Source organism: Vicinamibacterales bacterium (assembly GCA_036504215.1).
In the GTDB taxonomy this organism is placed as follows: Bacteria; Acidobacteriota; Vicinamibacteria; order Vicinamibacterales; family Fen-181; genus FEN-299.
Genome location: DASXVO010000040.1, coordinates 111,725 through 131,999, shown reverse-complemented (window position 1 = coordinate 131,999; position 20,275 = coordinate 111,725). Strand labels below are relative to the sequence as shown.

Sequence of the window (20,275 nt, the reverse complement as noted above, 5' to 3'; positions counted from 1 at the left end):
GTGTCATGAGAGTCCTGTCGGTCGCACTCGGACTGCTCCTCGTCGGCGCACAGGCCACGGCGCAGCACCCGCCGGATCCGTCGGCGGCGGGCGTCCGTGAAGTGTCGGCCTCGGCACGCAGTGTCATTCCGCTCCAGACTCGCGTCCGCTTCACCACGATGATCGTCCTGCCTGAGGGCGAGGAGATCCTCGACGTGGTCTGCGGCGACAAGGAGTTCTGGATCATCAGCGCCACGCACAACATGGCGCACGTCAAGCCGGCGAAGGAAGGGACCTCCACCAACCTGAACCTCGTCACGGGGAGCGGGGCCGTCTATTCGTTCCTGCTCACCGAGCGGGGTGGCGCGGCGACTCCCGATCTGAAGGTATACGTGAACGCGGATCCGAATGCCGCGCCCACCAGGACGAAGTTCTACAGCGCCGCCGAGGTGGAGCGTCTGAAGGCCGAAGTGGCGGAGGCTCGCTCCGCGACCGAGGCGGCCGAACGCCATGCGACTGAGACTATCGCCGCCCAGCGACAGGACTACCCCTCGCACCTGCAGTTCGTCTACGGCGCGCCGAAGTACGCCAAGCCCTTCTTGGTGCGGGCGATCTGGCACGACGGCGAGTTCACCTACATCAAGACCGACGCGCAGGAGTTGCCGGCGCTGTACGAATTGAAGGACGGCAAGGCCGCCGTCGTGAACTTCCAGGTTCACGGCGGCACCTACGTCGTGCCGAAGGTCCTCGACCGCGGGTACCTGGCGCTCGGCGACCAGCGCCTGCTGTTTGGCCAGCAAGGACAGTAGTCATGGCGGAGTCCCCCGACCCCACCGCCACGCCGACCGTGACCGACCATCGGCCCGTGCCGCGCCCCGCCCTGCCCCGTCATCTGCAGACCTGGCTCATGGCGGCGCTGGCGTTCGGCATGCTCGTCATCATCTTCTTGACGGGCAAGCCGGCCCAGAGCACGCGCCAGTCAGCTCCCCCACCGATCCAGCCGGCGAGCGCGGGTCGTGTGCGGGACTACCAGGACCGCCTCCGCGCCCTCGAAGCCCAGGCTGTTCAGGAGGAGCAGGCCGCGGCACTCCGGTCCACCCCGCCCGCCGCGGCTCCGCCGTTGGAGCCGCAGGCGGGCCACGCCGCCGAGGATCCCATCGTCGCCGAGAAGAAGCGCCGCGACTACGAAAGCCTCTTCGCCGGCAACGTCGTCATGAGCCGGCGGCCAGCCAGCGAACGCCCGGACGAGCCGCAGGTACAGGCGTCCGCTCGCGCGGGTGAGCGAGTCGCTTCGACGCCCTCGATTGACGAGATCGCCGACGCGGCGGTGCGCGCGACCGCGCGCACCCGGACGGCGGTCGGCGGGCCGACGGACAACGTCCCCGGCGCGGCGCCACTGGCGACTCAGATGCCAAGTTCGCTGCCACAGTCGCTGACACGGCCGGTCGCCCAGACGACGCCCGGGCACACGGAGCCGTTGACCGACACCGGGCCGTTCTACCGGGTCCTGGAAGGCACGCTCATCGATACGGTGTTGACGAATCGTCTCGATGGGGGCGCGACGGCTCCCGTGGACTGCCTCGTGACGACGCCGCTCTACTCCCACAGCGGCCGGCGGGTCCTGATTCCCGCTGGCGCCCGGTTGCTGGGAGAGACGAAGCCCGTGCAGGCCTTCGGCGAGACGCGGCTGGCGGTCGCCTTCCATCGACTGATCCTCCCGGACGGCAGCACGTACGCGCTGAATCAGTTTCAGGGATTGAACCAGATCGGTGACGCCGGCCTCCGGGACAAGGTCAACCAGCACTACCTCTCGACCTTCGGAGCCGCGGCGGCCGTCGGGCTGATCTCCGGCTTCGCGCAGTATCTGGCCACCTCGGGGGTGGGGTCGGGAACTGGTGATCACACCGTGGTCATCGCGGGTGGGGCGACGGAGGCGACGGCCCAGGCCGCGATGCAGGTCATGAACCGGTTCCTCAACCGCCTGCCCACGATCACGATCCGCGAAGGCCACCGCGTGGCCGTCTACGTCACGACGGATTTCGACCTGCCGGCGTATCAGCCACTGTTCGTGCCGGAGTCTTGAGGAGGACATCATGGCCCGCCGCGTCTGCGTCACCGTGTTGCTCGTCGCCATCGCGGCGACGACCCTGCACGCCCAACTTGTCGTCATCGACCCGGGCAACCTCGTCCAGACAATCCTGATCGCGATTCGAACCGAGCAGCAGTACCAGCAACTTGTGTCGCAGTTGCTGACCCTGCGACGCATGGCCCAGGGTCTCGCCAGTCTCGCACAGTACCGGATCCCGGCCGTCGAGATCCGCGGCCTCGACCCGTCACGATGGCAATTCGGAAGGCCGTGGATTCAGGGGATGACGAGCGGGGATCCGGGCGGCGAGTTGTACCTCGCCAGCGCCCTGCCGCTGGAGCCGGCGACCGCCGTCCTCGCGCAGGTCCCTGCCGCCGCGCGCACCGCCTTTGAGCGACGGTACGCGACGGTGGAAATCACCGACTCGGTGGCCATGCTCGGCGGACACCAGACCGCGATCCTCCGGAATTACGGCAGCCAAATCCAGCAAGCCGTCCAGAGCCTCGAGCGCGACGTGTTGACGAACCAGGCGGGCTATCACGACGTCACCGCGATCCTCGACAAGATCGCGGCCGGCGAGCTGCTCGGCCGGCGCCAGGATATGGCCGCCAACCAGCTGCTCTCGCACGTCCTTGAGCAGTTCCTGGCGCGCAGCAAACGTCAACGAGACACCGAGGCGGAGGCCCTCAACATGCAGCTCGTCACGTGGCGGGACGGCCAGGCCGTCAACGACGCATTCGTCGCCGGAACGGGGGATGCGCTGCGCACGTGGCGACAGCGGTAGGCACGACAGCGGCCCAGTGTCGGGCCTTGGGAGGGACATCATGCGCCGTCTACTGCTCGCGTCGGTGATCATCGCCTTGGGGGTATCCACAGCCCAGGCACAACTCGTGGTCAGCGACCCGGCCGTCACCATCCGAAACGCACTCACGGCCGTCCTCCAGGAGTCGCTCCGGGCCACGCAACAGAGCCAGCGCTTGCAGCTCGAGCGCATGGCGCAGCGGCTCAGCGCGCTCACGTCGTTGGCGAAGTACCGGCTGCCCGGAGCGCCGGAGTGGCGCATCCACGACTTCGAGAGCCCGGACCTCCTGGCGCTCTCACGGGCCTACCACGCCGCCCTGAACTACGGGGACACGACGGGCGCGGCCTACACGGCCGCGACGAACCCCGTCGTCGCAGCGTTCGATCTGGTCGCGCGGCTCAGTCCGACGGCGCAGCGCACGCTCCTGGCCCGCTTGGCGACCCTCGACGCGGCCGACGCGACGGCCATCGCCGGCACCAACGATGCGGGCCGCCACCGCTTCAACGGGCGGCGGGAACTCGACGCCATCGAGGCGCTGGAGGCCGACGTGGTGGACCCGTCGGACGACCAGAGTACGGCCGCCATTCTCGACAAGATGAGCGGCGCGGGGCTCATCGGCACGCGGCAGCGCGAGGCCCGCACGCAGCTGCTGACGGCGCTCCTCGAACAGTTGCTGGTGGACAGCAAGCGGATGCGCGACAGCGAGGCCTCGACCCTGAACATGCAGATCGTCCAGTGGCGCGCCGCGAAGGTGGTCAACGAGGCGTTTGTGGCCGGCACCGGCGACGCCCTGAGGACCTGGAAGCAGCGGTAGACGACGGAGGAGGAGACAACGGTGCCGCCACAACCTGCGCTCAATCTGCTGCCGACCGTGCAGGGGGCCATCGACAACCTGCTGACGGTCTACGAACCGGAGTTCCTCCGCTTCGGGTACCAGCTCTTCATCGCGTTCGCCACCATCGTGATCGCCTGGCAGGGCATCACCATGATGTTCTCCCGGGACGGCTTGGCCGAGCAGATGTTCGACTTCGCGAAGCTCTTGCTGTTTGTCTCGTTCGGCTACGCGTTCATCGCCTTCTACCAGGCCCCCATCCCGGGGATCGGTCTCTCGTTCAGCAACCTCATCACCGACCAGGCCCACTTCTTCCTGAGCGTCCTCGAGGCGAGGGCCTTCGACAACATCTACCACCACTTCGACGAGCTGTCGGACCACTTCCTGCAGCCGGACGCGTGGGCGATTCTCGCGAATCTCATCTACTGGTCGGTGCTCCTGCTGATCGCCATCGCGAAGGCCGTCTCCCTGGGGGTGGTCTCGTTCGGCCTGATCGCCACGGCGGTCTGCGGTCTGCTTGGCCCGATCTTCGTCCCGTTCTTCATTGTGCCGAAGCTCGACTGGCTGTTCTGGGGCTGGCTGAAGTCGTTCATCCAGTACTCGTTCATCCCGGTCGTGGCCGTGGCGTTCCTGATGATCTTCGAGCAGTTCGTCTTCCGGTACGTGACCACGCTGCCGCCGACGATTACGGCCGCCGACTACGGGATCTACGGATTGCAGGCGTTCGCGGTGGTCGGCACGTTTGTTCTCGGAATCCTGATGGTGCCGTCGCTGACGAGTTCAATCTTCTCGGGCCGTAGCGGTGAGAGCGTCCTGCCATCGAGTGTGAATGTGACGCGTCTGTTCCGACGATAAGGGCTCAATCCATGCCTCGACAGTTTTCGCACGATCCCGTGCCGCACACCGAGTCTGGGCCGGTGTTCACGCGGCTCTTCGTCATCGCGGTGCTGACGGCGGTCATTCTCGGCTTCGCCTGTGGCGTCGTCTGGGTCGCCTATCAACTGCTGCGGCACTACTTCTTCCAGTGATGGAGCCCCCGTCCATGGAGATGACGGTCGCCGACCTGCACCCCAAGACGCTCGAGAACGCCAAGCGGCAGTTTGTGGAGTTGTACGGCTCCGCCCTGGTCATGAACACGTATCTCAAGATCGCCTTGCTCCTGGTCTCGCTGCTCGCGTTGGGCCTGCTCGGCCTGGACTTCTACATCGCCTCCACGTACGCCCGCGTGAAGCCCCTGGTCGTCCGCATCGACGCCGTGGGGCGAGCCGAGGCCGTGCAGTACGACGCCACCACCTACCAGCCCCAGGCGCCCGAGATTCGGTACTTCCTGACGCAGTTCGTCGTGAAGCACTTCAGCCGCATACGGGCGACGGTCGAGCGCGAGTATCCCGACTCGCTCCTGTTCCTGGAACAGTCCCTGGCGGACGCGACGATTGCGCAGGACCAGCAAAGCCGGGCCATCGAGACCTTCGTCGCCAGCCGGTCCGCCGACGAGGTGGACGTCGTCGTCCAGAACGTCAGCCTGAGCGAGTTGGCAAAGCCGCCGTACAAGGCCTCGGTCGCGTTCCAGCGCGTCGTGTACACCCCCGGCACCCGGCACGAACGGAGCCGTCAGACCTTCGTCGCCCAGATTGATTTCATCTTTCGCGACCACGTGCCGAACGAGTTCGTTCGCGTGAATCCGCTCGGCATGGAGATCCGGTACTTCCGCGTGGACCAGGCCTTCGAGGAGCCGCGGTGATGGTCAAGAACGTCGCCTTCCTCGCCGCGCTCACCGTGTTCCTGTTCGCGGCCTGGCTCGCGGGGGAACTGGCGTTCCTCGCGCGCTTCAAGGGCCTCCTGTTTCGGCGCCACGGGCTCGCCATCGCCGTCGCGACGTTGCTCCTGTACCTCGACCTTGTCGCGGTCTTCTACGCCTGCGCGCGGTGGCTCTTCCTCCGAGATACCGGCCGCAAGCTGCAGCACCTCGACCGGCAATTGGGCACGCCAGACACCGCGTTAGACGACCTCCGGGAACGGCTCGACTCGTAGGGATGACGAACGTATGGATCGAGACTTCGACCCTCGTGACGATGGCCGCGAACGTCCGGGTCTGGATCGATCGGGTCGAGGCCCATCCGCACCTCGGGACGTCCGTCGAACTGATCCGCGGGACGTCTTTGCCGAGGACCTGCGCCTGCCTCGCGGCTCGTCGCGTGAACGAGTTCGCCTCCACGGTCAGACCTACCGCCTGCGCGGCTCCCAGGTCCGCACGCTCGCCACTGTCGGCGCGTTTCGCGTCGTGCCCGCCGAGGATCTCCGGGAGGAATCCGGACGCCGCTCCCACGCCGGCGGCGGCGATGTCTACCGCCTCCGGGAGGCGGGTCTCGTGCGGACGCTGCCGCACATCGTCGGACATCGGCGCACGACCCTGGTCACGTTGACGGAACGCGGGCGCGACTTCTTGGAACGCCACCGGATCGCCGGAGAGGGTCGCGAGCAGGCCTTCTACGCGGGCGCCGTCAAGCCCCGCGAACTGACCCACGACAGTCACGCCTACCGGGCCTATCTCGAGGCCGCCGAGCGGCTCACCGCCTCCGGGGGCCGCGTCCATCGTGTCGTCCTGGACTACGAGCTGAAGCGGGACTATCAGCGGTTCCTGCAGGAGCGCAACCGGGCCCGTCGAGCCGGACGACCGGACCACGACGAGGAGGTGCCGACGGTGGCCGACTGGGCCCGCGCGCACGATCTCCCTGAGGTCGACGATCACGTCCAGTTCCCGGATGTGCGGATCGAATACGAGCAACCGGACGGTCGCTGGGCGATCGAGGACGTCGAGGTGCTGACGCCGCACTATCGGGGCGCCATGGCCGCCGCCAAGGCCCGGTCGGGCTTCACGTGTTACCGCTCCTCCGGGCTGGGGCGCCTGGGCGGTCGGTCCGGCCGCTCCGGTGGCGGGCGGCCGTTCGACCCGCGGGTGACCGAGGAGTTCCTGTCGTGACCTACGACGAGCAACTGCAGCGCATGGCGGACTTCGGCTTCACGGCACGGCAGACCGGATTCCTCCTCGCGGTCCTGCGCCATGCGGGGGTGTGCCTGGCCCGCCAGTACTGCACGTACGCGGGCATCGTGCGCGGTCAGAAGACCCACGACTTCTTTGGCCGCCTGGTCGCCCGCCGCTACGCCACCCCGTATAGCTGCGGGCACGGGAAGGCGCGCGTCTATCACGTCCACCACAAGGCGCTCTACAGGGCCATTGGTGAGCCGGACGCGCGGTTCCGTCGGCCGTCTGCGATTGGCCGCGCCGTTGAACGGTTGATCGTCCTCGACCACGTGCTGGCACACCGCGATCTGACCTGGCTGGCGACCGAGGGAGAGAAGGTCCAGCACTTCGTCGAGACGACGAGCCTGCGGCCCACGGAGCTGCCCTCCGTCACCTTCGGCCGAGGTGGCACCACCACGACCCGGTACTTCCTCGAGAAGCTCCCGATCGGCGTGGCCCCAGACGGCCGTCACGTCTTCGTCTACCTCGCCGCGCGCGAGGTGCCGATCGACTTCCGGGCGTTCCTGCACCGACATGCGGAACTGCTCTACGCCCTCCCGGAGTGGCGGCTGCGAGTGCTGGTGCCTCGCCACCTGAAGGCCTCGATCCCGGCGTACGAGCAGGCGTTTCGCGAGGCGTTGACGCAGCCCGTCCGGCCGGACATCGCGGACGAACTGCTGTGGTATTTCCGCGAGATGCGGACCGGCGATGGTCGCCAGACCGAGCGCCTCCAGGCCGCCCGTCGCGACTTCAGCGCCCCTCGGTTTCGGTCGCTCTACCGGGGCTGGCGAGAGGGCGGCGATCGCGTGGTCCACTCCGCCATGTCCACGGTCGTCGTGGACGCGATCCAGCGAGGACGCGCCGGCTTGGAGTGCCAGGTGGTGCCCCATCAGTACCTGCACCTCTCTCCCTTGGTTGGCACGGCCTGACCACGAGGAGGGGGGAACGGGTGGGGGAACGCCCACGGAAGTAAGGTGTTCCCCCTGTTGGCGAGGCAGGCAGAGTGACGCCGATCGAGCGGCCTCGTGGCGGAAAACGTCGCCAGGGCCCCGGGAAGTGCTCCTGGCGGCGCGAGTTGCGTGATGTCGGGCTGCCGTGTCGTGGGCGGCGTCTTCAGCCGCCCATCCGCGGCCGTCGCCTGTAGCTGGTGGAGGGGATCGGGCGTGAGCGACCCCCCGGTTTGGGAGGCGGGTCAGCCCCGCCCCGCCCCCGGGGGTCGCTCACGCCCGGCTGCCCCTGTCCACGTCGTCCTCTGATCGGCCGCGCCTGATGCCGCCGTCACGGCTCGTCATGGCGTCCGCGAACTCGGTCCCGTGGACGGCGCGTCACCCGCGCCGAACGCCGGCCGCAACCCGTCGTCTCGACCCTCGGTGAAGGAGGGCGTATGTCGCTGATCAAACCTCGCACGCGCGGCAAGCAGATGGTCCGTCTCGTCACCCGTCTCGACCGCGAGAACCACGACACCTTGCACGCGTACGCGCAGTTCCTCGGCGAGCCCACGGAGTACGTGCTCAACGAGATGATCGACACCGTGCTCGCTAAGGACAAGGACTTCGTGAAATGGCGGGCGGACCATCCGGACTCGGGCGCGCCTCGGCCGTCGGTTATGAAGGCGGATCACCGCTCGGAGGGCCCGGCCCCAGACACCCGCGAGCCGGCCTCGACCCTCGCCGTCACGCGGCCAGCGACGGCTGTCCCTGGTCGCTCGTAAGGAGGAGCCCGACCCATGCTCCAAGGCGTCGTCCAGGTGCGCGTCGTCCTCGCTATGATCGTGGCCGCCGCGGTCGGCACGTGGGGTCTGCACGCCTACCCCGTCCGCCTGGCCGACGACGTGCTGCTCCAGATGATCTATGTGCGGAAGCCGTTCGTGTTCGATGTCCTCTGCTACGGCTACGCCACGCTCTGGTTCAGCACCCTGTTCGTGGCGGCGTCGATGGTCCTCTCGCTGCTCGCCATCGCCGCGTCTCGTCACAGCCCGGCCGTGCGGCGCCGCGCGCTCCCGGCGTATCCGGCCCCCGAGCACCGGGCGACGCCGACGCTCGTGCTCGGGGAACGGCACTTCGAGACGACGCCCGGCCGGGCGCCCGCCCCCACGTGGCTCACGATCCCGCAGCGGGGGCTCTACACCGGCGTGATGATCCTGGGGGCCGTCGGCACCGGCAAGACGTCCGCCTGTATGTATCCCTACGTCGAGCAGTTGCTGCGGTGGCGAGCGGACGATCGGGAACGGAAGATTGGGGGGCTGCTCCTCGAGGTGAAGGGCGACTTCTGCAAGCAGGCGCGCGCGATTCTCGACCGGGCCGGCCGCAGCAACGACTACCTCGAAATCTCGTTGGGCGGCGACGTCTGCTACAACCCGCTCCACAACGACCTCGACCCCTACGCCGTGGCGTACGCCATCGCGTCCCTGCTCAATAACCTGTTTGGCAAGTCGAAGGAACCGTTCTGGCAGCAGGCCTACACCGACCTCCTCAAGTTCGTCATCCTGCTGCGCCGCATCACGGACGGGTACACCACGTTGTCGGAGATCTACCGCTACGTCCTGGACGACACGCAGATCGATCGCGACATCCGGCAGTTGAAGACCACGCTCACTCAGCCGCCGGAGGCCATCCTCGTCCCCGTCGAGGACTATCGGCGGCAGTGTGCGCACGCCCCGTGGACGCTGTGGTTCGCCGAAGGGCCCGACCACATGGCGCACCCCTATCAAGCGGACCTCGATGAATACCTCGCTGCCCACCACGTGCCGTACCAGGTGCAGCGGGCCCAGGGGTCAGGATGGGCGCAGCGTCGCTACCTGTTCGACGCCGTCCACCGGTGGTATCAGCACGGGTGGAGCCGCCTCGACCACCGCCTCCGATCCTCTATCACGGAGGGGGTCGTCGTGTTCCTCTCGCTCTTCGACGACAATCCCGCGATCCACCGGACGTTCTGTCCGCCCCGAAGCGCGTATCTGGACGATCCCCCACCGGGCTCGCCGCGCCCCTTGCCGCCGCTCGAGGAGCTGCTCGAGACCGGCCATCTCCTGGCACTCAACTTCCCAGTCGGCATGAACCCGGGCCTGGCCCGCGCGCTGGGCGTCATGCTCAAACTCGACTTCCAGCGCGCCGTGCTCCAGCGGATCCCGCAGATCTCGGCGCATCCCGAGCGTATCTGGCGCGACCTGCTCTTCATTTGCGACGAGTACCACGCGTTCGCCACCGTGGGCGAAACCGACCCGACCGGCGACGAGCGAACCTTCGCCTTGTCGCGCCAGGCGCGGCTGATTCCGATCGTCGCGACGCAGAGCATCAGCTCCCTGCGATCCGCCCTGCCCGGCGAGGAGAGCTGGCGCACCCTCCTCCAGTGCTTCCGGACGAAGTTGTTCCTGGCCACAAGCGACGAATTCACCGCCCGAACGGCGGCGGAACTGTGCGGCCGGCGGGATCGTCTCAAGGCGCACTACAGCCTGTCGGAATCCGGCCAGAGCGCGCACGTCTCCCTGCTCACCGGGCGGGCCGCCGCGGCCAAGCAGACGCTCGGCGCAAGCAAGAGCTATGCACCGCACCACGAGTACATCTTTGCGCCCCGCGTGTTCACCGAGCTGCAGAACGCGCAGGCCATCGCGTTGCCGTATGACGGTTTCAATCCGCTGCCGCCGCAACTCTGCTACCTGAAACCGCACTACCTGGACGTGCACACCAGCTACTTCGACCACCTGGCGCAGGGGGCGCTGTGAGCAGCCTGGACCGCATCCTGCCGTTCCTCCGGCCCATCGAGGATCTCCTGGTCGATCCGACCGTGACCGAGGTGATGGTGAACGACGGCGGCCGGCGCGTCTTCGTCGAGCGCGACGGGGCCCTCGCCCCGGTGCCCGGGCGCACGCTCGAGCCCCGGAATCTGACCGTCGCAATCAAGAACATCGCACGGGCCTGCGGGGACGAGATCTCGGAGGTGCAGCCGCTGCTCGACGCGCGGCTCGAGGATGGCTCGCGGGTCGCCGCGATGTTCCCACCGTGCGCGGTCGCCGGACCGGCGCTCACCATCCGGAAGTTCACGCGGCGGTACACCCTCGACGACCTCGTCGAGGTGGGCGCGGTCACGCCCGCGTTGGCCACCCGACTCGCCGAGGCCGTCGAGTCGCAGCAGAACATCCTGATCTCAGGGGGCACCGGCACGGGGAAGACGACGCTCCTGAATGCCCTCGCCGCAGGAATCCCCGACGCCGATCGCATCGTGGTGATCGAGGAAACCGCCGAGATTCACCTGGACAAGCCGAACCTCCTGAGACTCGAGGCCCGTCGGGCTCAGGCGCCGCTCGGACACGAGGCGCCGCTCCCGCCCGTCACCATCGCGGACCTGGTGCGGGCCACGCTGCGACACCGGCCGGATCGCATCCTGGTGGGCGAGGTGCGCGGGGCGGAGGCGTTCGACCTCTTGCAGGCACTGAATACCGGACATCTGGGGAGTCTGACGACGATCCACGCCAACTCCGCCGAGCAGGCCCTGACTCGCCTGGCGCACTGCGTCCTAACCGCCAACGTCGGCCTGCCGCACCGGAGCATCCGCGAGGCCATCGCGCTGGCGATCCACCTCGTCGTCCACGTCGCCCGACGGGGCAGCCGGCGCCGGGTCACCGAAATGGTGGCGGTGGACCGGTATGACGGCGACACCGACCGGTTCGTTCTCGAGCGGCGGTATGACGCGGAAGACGGGCAGGAGCGCGCGGTATGACGAACCAGGAGACGGCGGCCGACTTCCTGAGGCGGGCGTTCGAACCGGACGATTGGGTGGCGGTGTTCCTGAAGGCGTATGACACCGGGCGAGTGACACAACGGGTCGCGCCGCTGGCGACGTTCTGCGAGCCCCGGTGGCAGGCATGGATGCGCGTGATGAACGCCTACCGCTTCAACGTGTACGTCAGCGTCAACGCGATGACGCCCGGTCGCAGGGAGCGCACGAGGCAGGCGGTCCGGGCGGTGCGCCACGTGTTCCTGGATGAGGATGAGGATGCGCCGCGCGTGGTCGAGCGCCTGGCGACGCGGACAGACCTGCCGGCCCTGTCGTGCGTCGTCCACTCATCGCCTGGCCGTCTCCAGATCCTCTGGCGGGTGCGAGGCTTCTCGCCGGAGGGTGTCGAACGCCTGCAAAAGTGGCTTGCTCCCGAAGTGGGCGCGGACCCTGCAGCGACCGCCTGCTCGCAGACGATGCGTCTGCCGGGCTTCCTCAATCGGAAGTGGTCGCCGGCCCCGGTCGTCAAGGTCGAGTACCGGGCCGCGAGGGCCGTCTACGGACCGGGCGACTTCCCGACGCCGACTGCTTTGATGGTTGGTCACGACCGGCCGGCGTCGACGCCACAGGCGTCGGTGTCCGAGGCCTCCATCATGGACCGCGCCAGACGATACCTGTCGGCGGTCCCGCCGGCCGTGGCAGGCCAGCGAGGGGATGTCCGCACCTTCCGCGTCTGCTGTCGCCTGGCCCGTGGCTTTGAGTTGGACACCGACGCCGCGCTGCAGGTGCTCGCCGACTGGAACGCGCGCTGCGAGCCGCCGTGGTCCGAGCGGGAGTTGATCGCGAAGCTGGAGCACGCGCTTCGCTACGGGCGGGAGCCGATCGGCGGCCTGCTCGGAAGCGGGACGATGCGCAGTCATTCACCGTGAGTTTCGTCGACCACGCACGCGCCACACGGCCGTGCGTTCACCCGGTTCGCCAGCGTCCCAGGACCCTGGTGAACATAGCCGCTGCCGTCGGCCCAGGCCCTCGGCAGTCTTGGAGGATACCGTGGCCAAGGAGAAAGGCACTGTGGTGTCCGTGAAGGTCGTCCGCACCGAGCCAGGCGGTCCCTCAGGGAAGCTGGCTGACGCGGAACTGATCTTCGAAGCCGGTGCGGGTCCGCTCAGCGGACTCCGCCTCATCGGCTTCGCCGTTTGGGAACGTCGCGATGGCGGGAAGAACGTGACGTTCCCCGCCCGGCAGTACTCCGTCAACGGTGAGCGCCGGAGCGTTGCGCTCTTGCGCCCCGCGAACGGAGAGCCGGTGTCCCCGGACGGTGTCCGGGATTTGATCCTCGACGCGTACAGCCGCGTCGATGTCGAGTCCTGACCCGTTCATCGTCACCCGAGGCAGCCGCCGTCACGGCCGCTGCCTCGGGCACGTTCGTTCACGAGACCGCCGCCCGGCGTTCGGAACCGTCAGGACCGCCCATCCAGGAAGGACGTGGATATGGATTCCGCCCCCCGCACTGCCATTCGCCGACCCGAGCTCGTCACGGACGGCGCTCCCACGGTCGTCCCGACCCATGACGCCGGACACGCACTGGCGGTGGTGGCTGTGTACCAGCTCTCGGAGGCGGGCCGGAAGGCGTCGCTGCTGGCCGGCGGCGACGGTCGCGCCGTCCAAGAGGTCAACGTGCAGGTTCCGGCGACCCGTCTGCACCTCGTGAGCGTCGATGCGAAGGGTGTGGCTCGTCTGAAGCTGCGGCCCCGATTCCAGATGGACGCCGACCAGCGCGTGGTCCGGGTCGACGCCGCGCCGACCTACGACGCCCCGCCGACGCTCGACGACCTGTTCCGGGAGGCCGCCCGCAACCACGAACTCGAGCGTGTCTACCAGGCCGAGCGCACCGTCGCCCGGGCGAAGAAGCGGGACGCAGAACGGGACCGACGCTCGCAGCTCGCGGAGGCCTTCCTGGAGGACAAGACGCAGCGGGCACTCGTCCATCCGGCCCCCTCGCCGAAGGGCTGCGTCCTGGCGACCGACCAACGTCGCGTGTACTTCGACGTGGCGACCGACGAGGGGCTCGCGCGGGACGTCCCGCCGGAAGCCCACCGGCGGTTCCGCGCGGACCTCCAAGCCAAGAAGGAACGGAACCAGCAAGAACGCGCGGCACAGCTAGCGCTGCACGAGGAGAAGAAGCGCTACATCGCGGACTGGATCGCCAAGCACGGAACGCCCGACCAGCGGGAGCGCCAGGCGGCCGGCATGCTGCCGATGGCGGAGGCGATCGAGACGATCACCGACCAGGTGTTCGCGGCATTGGCCCCTGTCCCCGTTTACCCGCGCGATGGCGTTCAGCGCCTACAAACCTATCTTCGGCAGCTCTCGGACTACAAGGATGTTGTCGTGTCTGCGGAAGACATTGTCGTCAACAGCCGCGTCACCGCCACAGCGACCGCCGAACAGTGGGCGCAACTGCGGGAAATCCACAGCCTTGTACCAGAGGCGACCGCGGTCCTGCGGACTCATCGTGTGATTTGGAACAAGCGGGCAGCCGCAGTCACCATTGCCGGGAACGGCATTCTCGTGACTAGAAGACACGGACCCCTGATGTTGAGGCGTGAGTATGATATCGCCACCAAGAGGATGCAGGACGCAACCGCAACCGCGACATGGTCAGACGGCCAAAGATGAGGAAGCCGGTCGCCCCCATGGACTCACGGTAGTCCTCGTCTGTCCGCTCAGCCCAACAGAGTGCCGGTTTGCCGTGCTTGTTCCTCGGAATGCCGGCGACCGTCGAGCGGTTCGACGACCGCTGCCACGCCGTTTTCTCCCTGTGGGCCCAGATCGGCGTCGTCTGTCCACAATGGAACGACCATTACTCGATAACGGCCTCGCGCCGAACCCAGGTCCAAGTGACACTCGCCCTCAGACGGCGCCCCCATCACCGCAGCTTCAAAGAGCGGCCCCTCGCTTGCCACAGACTTGTCAGGCGGAAGATAGTGACCCGCCTCGGCGAAGCCTTGGCTTGGGACGGAATAGTCGATTCGTAGTCTCCTCGCGCGCTTCGCGTCCTCAACAGGATCGGTGCCAAAGAGATTCGGCTCGAGCCGACCGATCGTCCTCTCTTGGGCGGGCTTCAGCTTCCACGAGAAGAACACTGCCGCGACGCAGCCAGAGTGCGCCTCGGCAAACCTGCGGAGGGCCGCTTCTCGCGACACGCCGTACGTTCGGGCTAGCTGCACCAACTGAAAGCCGGTCCGAACCAGGCCTGCGTCCCGAAGAAACCACGGGACGGGCATGATCAATTCTGCCGCACCCACGTCGCACAGCATCTCGACCAAATCGTCTGGGTTCTCACGGCGCCGATATCGTGCATCAGTGCGGCACCATGTCTTGCTCCGATAGTGGGGAAGAAAGGTGTGGCTGATCTCGTGAGCGAGACTGAACCGACGACGTGTTTCGGGTCTGTCCGGGTTGACACGGATAGCGACTCTCCCGTCCTGCATGCTCACGAGTTCGGCGTCATCGCTGAAGACAGGACGTTCGTTCGTACGGCTAATCCCGAGGAGGCTCGCCAGCGCTTCTACGTTGATCGGCAGCGAAGGCTCCCCGAGCGTCGAGCGAAACAGCTCTATGGCATGTCTCGCCTTGATTCGCATCGCCGCAGTGGGATCGGAGGCATCCGTCGATCTAACAAGTTCCGCGATCAACGCCGAGGTCGCATCACTCACGGCGATCGCCTCCGGCCGGTCGTCGCCGTGAGCGTGAGATAGAGTTGGTGCCATTCATCGGCTGTCTGTGGCTGGCCGCCTCTGAACTTCATCACCGCCAGATCGCGGATGTCACGATCACTGAGCGGAGTGCCCAACTTCTTCATTCGCCCTTGGAACTCGCGTAACGACGAGGGTACCTCGACTGCACCTTCATTCACGGATGCCGTCGGCAAAGCCAACAAGTCCGCGAGAGTGGCTCCGAGCGCCGCCGCTATACGCAGTAGTACGTCTACCGACGGCTTGATCTCCGCAGCCGTATCCTTCTCCAGTTCCCACAGATACGTCTTGGAGATCTTGGCCCGCCTCGCCACTTCGTCGAGCGTCAGGCCTCCGGATTCCCTCATTCTGCGGATGCGTTCGGCCAGTGACATGTTCTTCCCCCAACAGTGAAGCATACTCCAAGAATACGCTTAAGTGGCACTCCGTTCGCTATAGTTGACTGTCCGCCCAAGCGCATGCTATTGTTCGCTGTAGTTGAACATCTGTTCCCGGAGACCGCAATGAGGTATTCGCCCCCCCCAACCGACGCTCAGACGACCAGCCCCACGGTGGACGCCATTGACGTCACCAGACACGTCCTCCCCAAGACCCAGTGCATGCTCTGGGGAAAGGCAGCCGGCCGCTGCGAGTTTCCAGGCTGTAACAGAGCGCTGTGGAAATCGCCCATCACCCAGGAGCAAGTGAACATCGCCCAGAAGGCTCACATCCATGCCTTCAGCTCGGGCGGGCCGAGGGGCAACACCGAGATCCGATATCCAGAGGAACTGAACGACCTGGCCAACCTGATGCTCGTCTGCCACGACTGTCACCGAAAGTTGGACCAGAGACGCGACGGCGGACGCTACGAAGCCGCGATCCTCCGTCAGTGGAAGGCGACCCACGAAGGCCGGATCGAACTTGTTACCGGAATCGCGGAGGACAAAAGAAGTCACGTTCTTCTCTACGGCGCGAACATCGGTCTCCACAGTCGGCCGCTCAACTTCCGGGAGACGGCGGTGGCTCTGTTCCCCATCCGGTACCCTGCCTCTGAGATCCCTATTGAGCTCGGCACCATCAACAGTTCGTTCATCGATCGCGACACGTCGTTCTGGACAGTCGAGGCGGCGGAGCTGCACCGAAAGTTCACCCAGCGAGTTAGCGCTGCTCTAGCCACAGGCGGTATTGACCACCTCTCGGTGTTTGCCCTCGCCCCGCAACCGTTACTCGTACTGCTCGGCGCCCTCCTTGGCGACATCGTCCCGGCTGACATCTATCAGCGGCACAGAGAGCCGCCGACATGGGAGTGGCCGGCGTCCGCTCCAACACCTGCATTCGAGATCAAGCCGCCTACTGCGGCTACGGGGCCACCGGCCCTGGTTCTCGCGCTCAGCGCGACCGTGAGTTGTGATCGGATCACGTCGGTGCTCGGGCCGAACGCCAGTATCTGGACGCTGACGGTGGGAACTCCTCACAACGACATGATGAAGTCGCGCCACCAACTTTCTGAACTGCGTTCGCAACTGCGGCTCCTCTTCGACCAGATCAAGATGGCTCACGGTCAGCGAACCGTGTTGCACGTCTTTCCCGTGGCGCCCGTCTCCGCCGCGGTCGAGCTCGGCCGTACGCGCATGCCGAAGGCGGACATGCCTTGGCTTGTCTATGACCAAGTGAACGACCGCGGCGGTTTTGTCCCCGTCTTGTCTGTTCCTGAAGGAGAGTGCCAATGATCGCCGACGTCCCGCTCGCCACGCCGCTGCTAGACACGATCGCAGAGTACCTCGACATTCCGAGGTCCTACTACGAAAAGGCCGCCGCCCGGCATCGGTCACTGGGAGACTGGCTCAGCCGTGCCGAGTCACGCGTCGCAGCGTTCGAGCCTCAAGTCCGACCACAGGGCTCCTTCAGGTACGGCACCGTGGTCCGTCCCATCAACCCACACGACGACTACGACCTCGACCACGTGACGATCCTCGCCGCCTCGAAGACCGCTATGACCCAGCGACAACTGAAGGAGCTCTACGGAGCCGAGATCCGCGACTACGCCGAAGCCCACGGCATCCTCCAGCCGGTTGAGGAGAAGCACCGATGCTGGCGCCTGCCCTACGCTGACGAGGTTCGATTTCACCTCGACAGCCTCCCGTGCCTTCCGGAAGAACCAGGTGTCATTCGGATGATCGCGCTGAGAGGGGTCCCCTACGATCTCGCAGCTCAAGCCGTGGCAATTACCGACCGGCGTCATCCCTTGTACGACCAGATCACGACCGCGCTCCTGAGCAGCAATCCTGATGGCTTTGCAGCATGGTTCGAGGGGCGCACGCGCCCTGTGGCGACCGATCGAATCAAGAGACTTCTCGAGGCGAGCGTGTACGCCTCGGTTGAGGATGTCCCGCCGTACGAATGGAAGACGCCGTTGCAGCGTAGCATTCAGCTCCTCAAGCGGCACCGGGATGTGATGTTCGAAAAGGCTCGCGACAAGGCGCCAATCTCGATGGTCATAACGAATCTGGCTACTCACGCCTATGGTGGGGAAGCCGACTTGTTCCTGGCGCTCGAGCAGATTCTCACCGGTATGCCGCGATTCGTCCGAGACCTCCGGCCGCGCGTGCCCAATCCCGCAGACCCGGCTGAGGATTACGCAGACAAGTGGGCACGAGACCCGAGCCTTGAGGACAACTTCTGGGCGTGGCACACCCAAGCGAAGGTGGACGTGGCGCGGCTCGCCCGCTCGATTGGGGGCAAGGGTGTCGCCACCGACGTTCGTCGGACGTTCCACGTCGACCTCACCGAAGATGAGCGGAAGCGGTTCGAACGGGTTGAAACGGCACATCCTCAGACTCCGGCCTCAACGCCCGTCGTGTATGTGACGAGCCCACCACGCCCTTGGGGGCAGCGTGACTAGTGCTCTGCGGGCGCAATTCGCATCCTGGTGCGTGCAGGATCTGCTCGAGACGTACCCCGGGCTTCGACTCGTTCCCTGTTCTTCAAGCGAATTGACCATAGCCGGGGAGCTGACGTTCGTGGCGGAGGCTCCGAATGGCGAGCAGATCGCGGACGCCTACAACGTCAGACTCACGGTGCCCGTCGGTTATCCCCGGTCGGTGCCGAAGGTGGCCGAGACCGGGGGCAGAATTCCACCATCGTTTCACAAGCTCGACGACGGCTCCCTCTGCCTCGGCTCGCCCACACGCTTACGCCTAGTTCTCGCTGAGTCCCCATCGCTCCTGCGCTTCGTTAAACGCTGCGTCGTGCCGTATCTCTACGGCCACTCGCATCGCCGGCGGAATGGCGTTCTCCCATTCGGAGAGTTGCGCCACGGGACCGCGGGCATTCTGCAGGACTTAACCGTCATCTTCGGCGCGCCCCGCGAAGATCTGGTCCGCGACTATGTTCGTCTGGCGTCAATGCGGAGACGGCAAGCCAACAAGGAGTTGTGCCCGTGCGGGACAGGTCTTCGCCTGGGCAAGTGCCACAACCGGCGTTTGAATGTTCTCCGTAAGCAGCTCGGCCGGTGTTGGTTTCGTCGGCTCGGCCAGCAGTTGAGAGTACGCCGCACGAGGAGCGCGACTTCCTCTTAGCGCCGTCGTGTCAGCTCTCCCAGGCCGGGCGTGGCTGCGCCAGGGCTGTGCTTGACATGGCGCGCCTGCGCGCCTACGTTTAGATCATCACGTCTGTGGCCAATCCGGCCGCCCCTCCACGTCGCCCGACGTGGAGCCAGTTTCCACCCATCGCCCTCAGGGCCATGTCGAAAGGAACACCCCATGAACGGGATTGGTGTGTCCGCTGTCGCCGCGCACACCGCCCATCGCGAATGGGCCACGCGCCCAGCCGATGAACGGTACGACAGCGTCGCGGCGCTCCACGCGGCGGCTTGCGCTCGGCGCAACCGCCTCGAGGAGCGCACCATCGAGACCCCCGCGTTTAGGACCGAGGCAGTGGCGAATGACGCGCTCGTGCTGCACGACGCGTCCGGTCGCTCCGCCGCCTTGACCCATTGGAGCTTCGAGCAGCTCGCCACGATCGCCGGCGCGCCCCCGAAGTACCTCCGGACGCTGCCCGCCACGATCGCGTCCAGCGCGATCAACGTCGGGCTGCAGCGGCAACGCCGCGACGAGCACCAGCTCCTCGCGGACTGTGCCGCCCCGTGGACGGTGCACGCGATCACATCATCGCGCTACGCACGGGTCCACCACGACGAGCTGGCCAGCCGGGTGCTCGACCTCATGGCCCTGCGCCCGGCCTGGCACCTCCCGCTCGGCTACAAGGACGGCGAGTACGGCGCCGAACGCGTTCCGTCCGGCGCCTACCTGGGAGATCGAGACATGTTCCTGTTCCTCGTGGACGGCAACCGCGATCTCGACGACCCGACCGATGAGTCCCACGCCGGACTGTTCCGCGGGTTCATCCTCCGGAACAGTGACGTGGGCGCCGCCGCCCTGACCTTGGATGTGTTCTTGTTCCGCGCGGTCTGCGCGAATCACCTCATCTGGGGTTTCCAGTACGTGGCCGGCTTCCGGCGCCGCCACGTGGGCGCGTCGATCCAGGACGCGTGGACGTCTTCGCTCGAAGGCGTGCGCGCGGCCCTCGACGCGGACACCGCCCGTGACCGCTCCCTGCTCCTCGGGGCCACCACCCAGGAACTGGGCGCCACGCGCGAGGCGGTGGTTGACGCGGCCATGCGACGGATCGATCTGTCGCACAAGCAGGCCGCGGAGGCGTACGACTTGGCGGAACGACACGAGACGAATCCCCGTTCGGTCTGGGGCTACGTGCAGGGGCTGACGCGACTCAGCCAACGCACGTCCTGGCAGGATGGACGCTTCGCCCTCGACCGCGCCGCCAGCCGCCTCCTCACCACGGTCAACTGACCATGGTGGCCGCCGCGCGGGCACATCCCCCCGCGGCTCCCCGTTTCGACAATCGCCATCACGCGGGATCGGCCCAGGCCACCCGCACCGTCCGCGACCGCCTGGTCGCGAAGTGACCTGCCGCACGCTCCAGAGCCAGCGGCCTTTCGCCGGAGGTCTGTGTGCGCGTCTTCAGTCGAATGCACGTTCGCCAGACGACCCAGACGACCCTTCGCGGACGGCCATGGCGCGGCCGCCTG

Annotated in this window: 21 protein-coding genes; 19 read left to right on the top strand and 2 right to left on the bottom strand. The window is 66.7% G+C overall.

Annotated features, from left to right (window positions below):
* Nucleotides 1-5 precede the first annotated feature (5 nt).
* The 16 genes from VGK32_12590 (at nucleotide 6) to VGK32_12515 (ending at nucleotide 14,110) form a co-directional block, all read left to right on the top strand.
* Nucleotides 6-788, top strand: a complete 783-nt coding sequence (locus VGK32_12590; protein HEY3382603.1) for a TrbG/VirB9 family P-type conjugative transfer protein — start codon at nucleotides 6-8, stop codon at nucleotides 786-788.
* Between the two features lie 2 nt (nucleotides 789-790).
* Nucleotides 791-2,062, top strand: coding sequence for a TrbI/VirB10 family protein (locus VGK32_12585; GenBank protein HEY3382602.1), 1,272 nt, complete (start codon nucleotides 791-793; stop codon nucleotides 2,060-2,062).
* 10 nt (nucleotides 2,063-2,072) lie between these two features.
* On the top strand, nucleotides 2,073-2,849 hold the full coding sequence (locus VGK32_12580) for a hypothetical protein (GenBank protein HEY3382601.1): 777 nt from the start codon (nucleotides 2,073-2,075) through the stop codon (nucleotides 2,847-2,849).
* Nucleotides 2,850-2,889: 40 nt separating this feature from the next.
* The gene (locus VGK32_12575) at nucleotides 2,890-3,681 is read left to right on the top strand and encodes a hypothetical protein (protein HEY3382600.1); all 792 of its coding nucleotides are present in this window, start codon (nucleotides 2,890-2,892) and stop codon (nucleotides 3,679-3,681) included.
* 21 nt (nucleotides 3,682-3,702) lie between these two features.
* Complete coding sequence (locus VGK32_12570) at nucleotides 3,703-4,554, top strand: type IV secretion system protein (protein HEY3382599.1); 852 nt, start codon at nucleotides 3,703-3,705, stop codon at nucleotides 4,552-4,554.
* An 11-nt stretch (nucleotides 4,555-4,565) separates the two neighbouring features.
* The gene (locus VGK32_12565; GenBank protein ID HEY3382598.1) at nucleotides 4,566-4,727 is read left to right on the top strand and encodes a hypothetical protein; all 162 of its coding nucleotides are present in this window, start codon (nucleotides 4,566-4,568) and stop codon (nucleotides 4,725-4,727) included.
* Nucleotides 4,728-4,741: 14 nt separating this feature from the next.
* Nucleotides 4,742-5,440, top strand: coding sequence for a VirB8/TrbF family protein (locus VGK32_12560; protein ID HEY3382597.1), 699 nt, complete (start codon nucleotides 4,742-4,744; stop codon nucleotides 5,438-5,440).
* The gene (locus VGK32_12555; GenBank protein HEY3382596.1) at nucleotides 5,440-5,730 is read left to right on the top strand and encodes a hypothetical protein; all 291 of its coding nucleotides are present in this window, start codon (nucleotides 5,440-5,442) and stop codon (nucleotides 5,728-5,730) included. The genes VGK32_12560 and VGK32_12555 overlap by 1 nt, the downstream gene beginning before the upstream one ends.
* A 13-nt stretch (nucleotides 5,731-5,743) precedes the next feature.
* Nucleotides 5,744-6,679, top strand: coding sequence for a hypothetical protein (locus VGK32_12550; GenBank protein ID HEY3382595.1), 936 nt, complete (start codon nucleotides 5,744-5,746; stop codon nucleotides 6,677-6,679).
* A complete protein-coding gene (locus VGK32_12545; protein HEY3382594.1) occupies nucleotides 6,676-7,650 on the top strand; it encodes a hypothetical protein in 975 nt (324 codons plus the stop codon). Before VGK32_12550 ends, VGK32_12545 begins: the two co-directional genes overlap by 4 nt.
* Before the next feature lie 455 nt (nucleotides 7,651-8,105).
* Entirely contained in the window at nucleotides 8,106-8,432 is a 327-nt protein-coding gene (locus tag VGK32_12540; GenBank protein ID HEY3382593.1) for a hypothetical protein, read from the top strand.
* Between the two features lie 15 nt (nucleotides 8,433-8,447).
* Nucleotides 8,448-10,439 (top strand): type IV secretion system DNA-binding domain-containing protein, encoded by a 1,992-nt coding sequence (locus tag VGK32_12535; protein HEY3382592.1) that lies wholly within the window; start codon nucleotides 8,448-8,450, stop codon nucleotides 10,437-10,439.
* Entirely contained in the window at nucleotides 10,436-11,434 is a 999-nt protein-coding gene (locus VGK32_12530; protein HEY3382591.1) for an ATPase, T2SS/T4P/T4SS family, read from the top strand. The genes VGK32_12535 and VGK32_12530 overlap by 4 nt, the downstream gene beginning before the upstream one ends.
* Nucleotides 11,431-12,360, top strand: a complete 930-nt coding sequence (locus tag VGK32_12525) for a DNA-primase RepB domain-containing protein (GenBank protein HEY3382590.1) — start codon at nucleotides 11,431-11,433, stop codon at nucleotides 12,358-12,360. The genes VGK32_12530 and VGK32_12525 overlap by 4 nt, the downstream gene beginning before the upstream one ends.
* A gap of 121 nt (nucleotides 12,361-12,481) precedes the next feature.
* On the top strand, nucleotides 12,482-12,802 hold the full coding sequence (locus tag VGK32_12520; GenBank protein HEY3382589.1) for a hypothetical protein: 321 nt from the start codon (nucleotides 12,482-12,484) through the stop codon (nucleotides 12,800-12,802).
* Nucleotides 12,803-12,922: 120 nt separating this feature from the next.
* Complete coding sequence (locus VGK32_12515; protein ID HEY3382588.1) at nucleotides 12,923-14,110, top strand: hypothetical protein; 1,188 nt, start codon at nucleotides 12,923-12,925, stop codon at nucleotides 14,108-14,110.
* Between the two features lie 47 nt (nucleotides 14,111-14,157).
* On the opposite strand, the gene VGK32_12510 is transcribed toward VGK32_12515, so the two are convergent.
* Together VGK32_12510 and VGK32_12505 are read right to left on the bottom strand one after the other, a co-directional pair.
* Nucleotides 14,158-15,150 carry an ImmA/IrrE family metallo-endopeptidase gene (locus VGK32_12510; protein ID HEY3382587.1) on the bottom strand — a complete coding sequence of 331 codons (993 nt, stop codon included), beginning with the start codon at nucleotides 15,148-15,150 and terminating at the stop codon, nucleotides 14,158-14,160.
* Nucleotides 15,147-15,563, bottom strand: a complete 417-nt coding sequence (locus VGK32_12505) for a helix-turn-helix transcriptional regulator (protein ID HEY3382586.1) — start codon at nucleotides 15,561-15,563, stop codon at nucleotides 15,147-15,149. The genes VGK32_12510 and VGK32_12505 overlap by 4 nt, the downstream gene beginning before the upstream one ends.
* A gap of 177 nt (nucleotides 15,564-15,740) precedes the next feature.
* Here VGK32_12505 and VGK32_12500 point away from each other — a divergent pair, with 177 nt between their 5' ends.
* The 3 genes from VGK32_12500 to VGK32_12490 all read left to right on the top strand — a co-directional run bounded on the left by VGK32_12500 (nucleotide 15,741) and on the right by VGK32_12490 (nucleotide 20,036).
* Complete coding sequence (locus VGK32_12500) at nucleotides 15,741-16,898, top strand: SAVED domain-containing protein (protein HEY3382585.1); 1,158 nt, start codon at nucleotides 15,741-15,743, stop codon at nucleotides 16,896-16,898.
* The gene (locus VGK32_12495; GenBank protein ID HEY3382584.1) at nucleotides 16,895-18,070 is read left to right on the top strand and encodes a hypothetical protein; all 1,176 of its coding nucleotides are present in this window, start codon (nucleotides 16,895-16,897) and stop codon (nucleotides 18,068-18,070) included. The genes VGK32_12500 and VGK32_12495 overlap by 4 nt, the downstream gene beginning before the upstream one ends.
* A gap of 859 nt (nucleotides 18,071-18,929) precedes the next feature.
* Nucleotides 18,930-20,036 (top strand): DUF932 domain-containing protein, encoded by a 1,107-nt coding sequence (locus VGK32_12490; GenBank protein HEY3382583.1) that lies wholly within the window; start codon nucleotides 18,930-18,932, stop codon nucleotides 20,034-20,036.
* Nucleotides 20,037-20,275: the final 239 nt, after the last annotated feature.

What these genes read in the sequence shown, in the direction of transcription:
- VGK32_12590 (HEY3382603.1), top strand. Translation starts at nt 6, where the DNA reads ATGAGAGTCCTGTCGGTCGCACTCGGACTGCTCCTCGTCGGCGCACAG.
- VGK32_12585 (HEY3382602.1), top strand. Translation starts at nt 791, where the DNA reads ATGGCGGAGTCCCCCGACCCCACCGCCACGCCGACCGTGACCGACCAT.
- VGK32_12580 (HEY3382601.1), top strand. Translation starts at nt 2,073, where the DNA reads ATGGCCCGCCGCGTCTGCGTCACCGTGTTGCTCGTCGCCATCGCGGCG.
- VGK32_12575 (HEY3382600.1), top strand. Translation starts at nt 2,890, where the DNA reads ATGCGCCGTCTACTGCTCGCGTCGGTGATCATCGCCTTGGGGGTATCC.
- VGK32_12565 (HEY3382598.1), top strand. Translation starts at nt 4,566, where the DNA reads ATGCCTCGACAGTTTTCGCACGATCCCGTGCCGCACACCGAGTCTGGG.
- VGK32_12560 (HEY3382597.1), top strand. Translation starts at nt 4,742, where the DNA reads ATGGAGATGACGGTCGCCGACCTGCACCCCAAGACGCTCGAGAACGCC.
- VGK32_12555 (HEY3382596.1), top strand. Translation starts at nt 5,440, where the DNA reads ATGGTCAAGAACGTCGCCTTCCTCGCCGCGCTCACCGTGTTCCTGTTC.
- VGK32_12550 (HEY3382595.1), top strand. Translation starts at nt 5,744, where the DNA reads ATGGATCGAGACTTCGACCCTCGTGACGATGGCCGCGAACGTCCGGGT.
- VGK32_12540 (HEY3382593.1), top strand. Translation starts at nt 8,106, where the DNA reads ATGTCGCTGATCAAACCTCGCACGCGCGGCAAGCAGATGGTCCGTCTC.
- VGK32_12535 (HEY3382592.1), top strand. Translation starts at nt 8,448, where the DNA reads ATGCTCCAAGGCGTCGTCCAGGTGCGCGTCGTCCTCGCTATGATCGTG.
- VGK32_12525 (HEY3382590.1), top strand. Translation starts at nt 11,431, where the DNA reads ATGACGAACCAGGAGACGGCGGCCGACTTCCTGAGGCGGGCGTTCGAA.
- VGK32_12515 (HEY3382588.1), top strand. Translation starts at nt 12,923, where the DNA reads ATGGATTCCGCCCCCCGCACTGCCATTCGCCGACCCGAGCTCGTCACG.
- VGK32_12505 (HEY3382586.1), bottom strand. Translation starts at nt 15,563, where the DNA reads ATGTCACTGGCCGAACGCATCCGCAGAATGAGGGAATCCGGAGGCCTG.
- VGK32_12495 (HEY3382584.1), top strand. Translation starts at nt 16,895, where the DNA reads ATGATCGCCGACGTCCCGCTCGCCACGCCGCTGCTAGACACGATCGCA.
- VGK32_12490 (HEY3382583.1), top strand. Translation starts at nt 18,930, where the DNA reads ATGAACGGGATTGGTGTGTCCGCTGTCGCCGCGCACACCGCCCATCGC.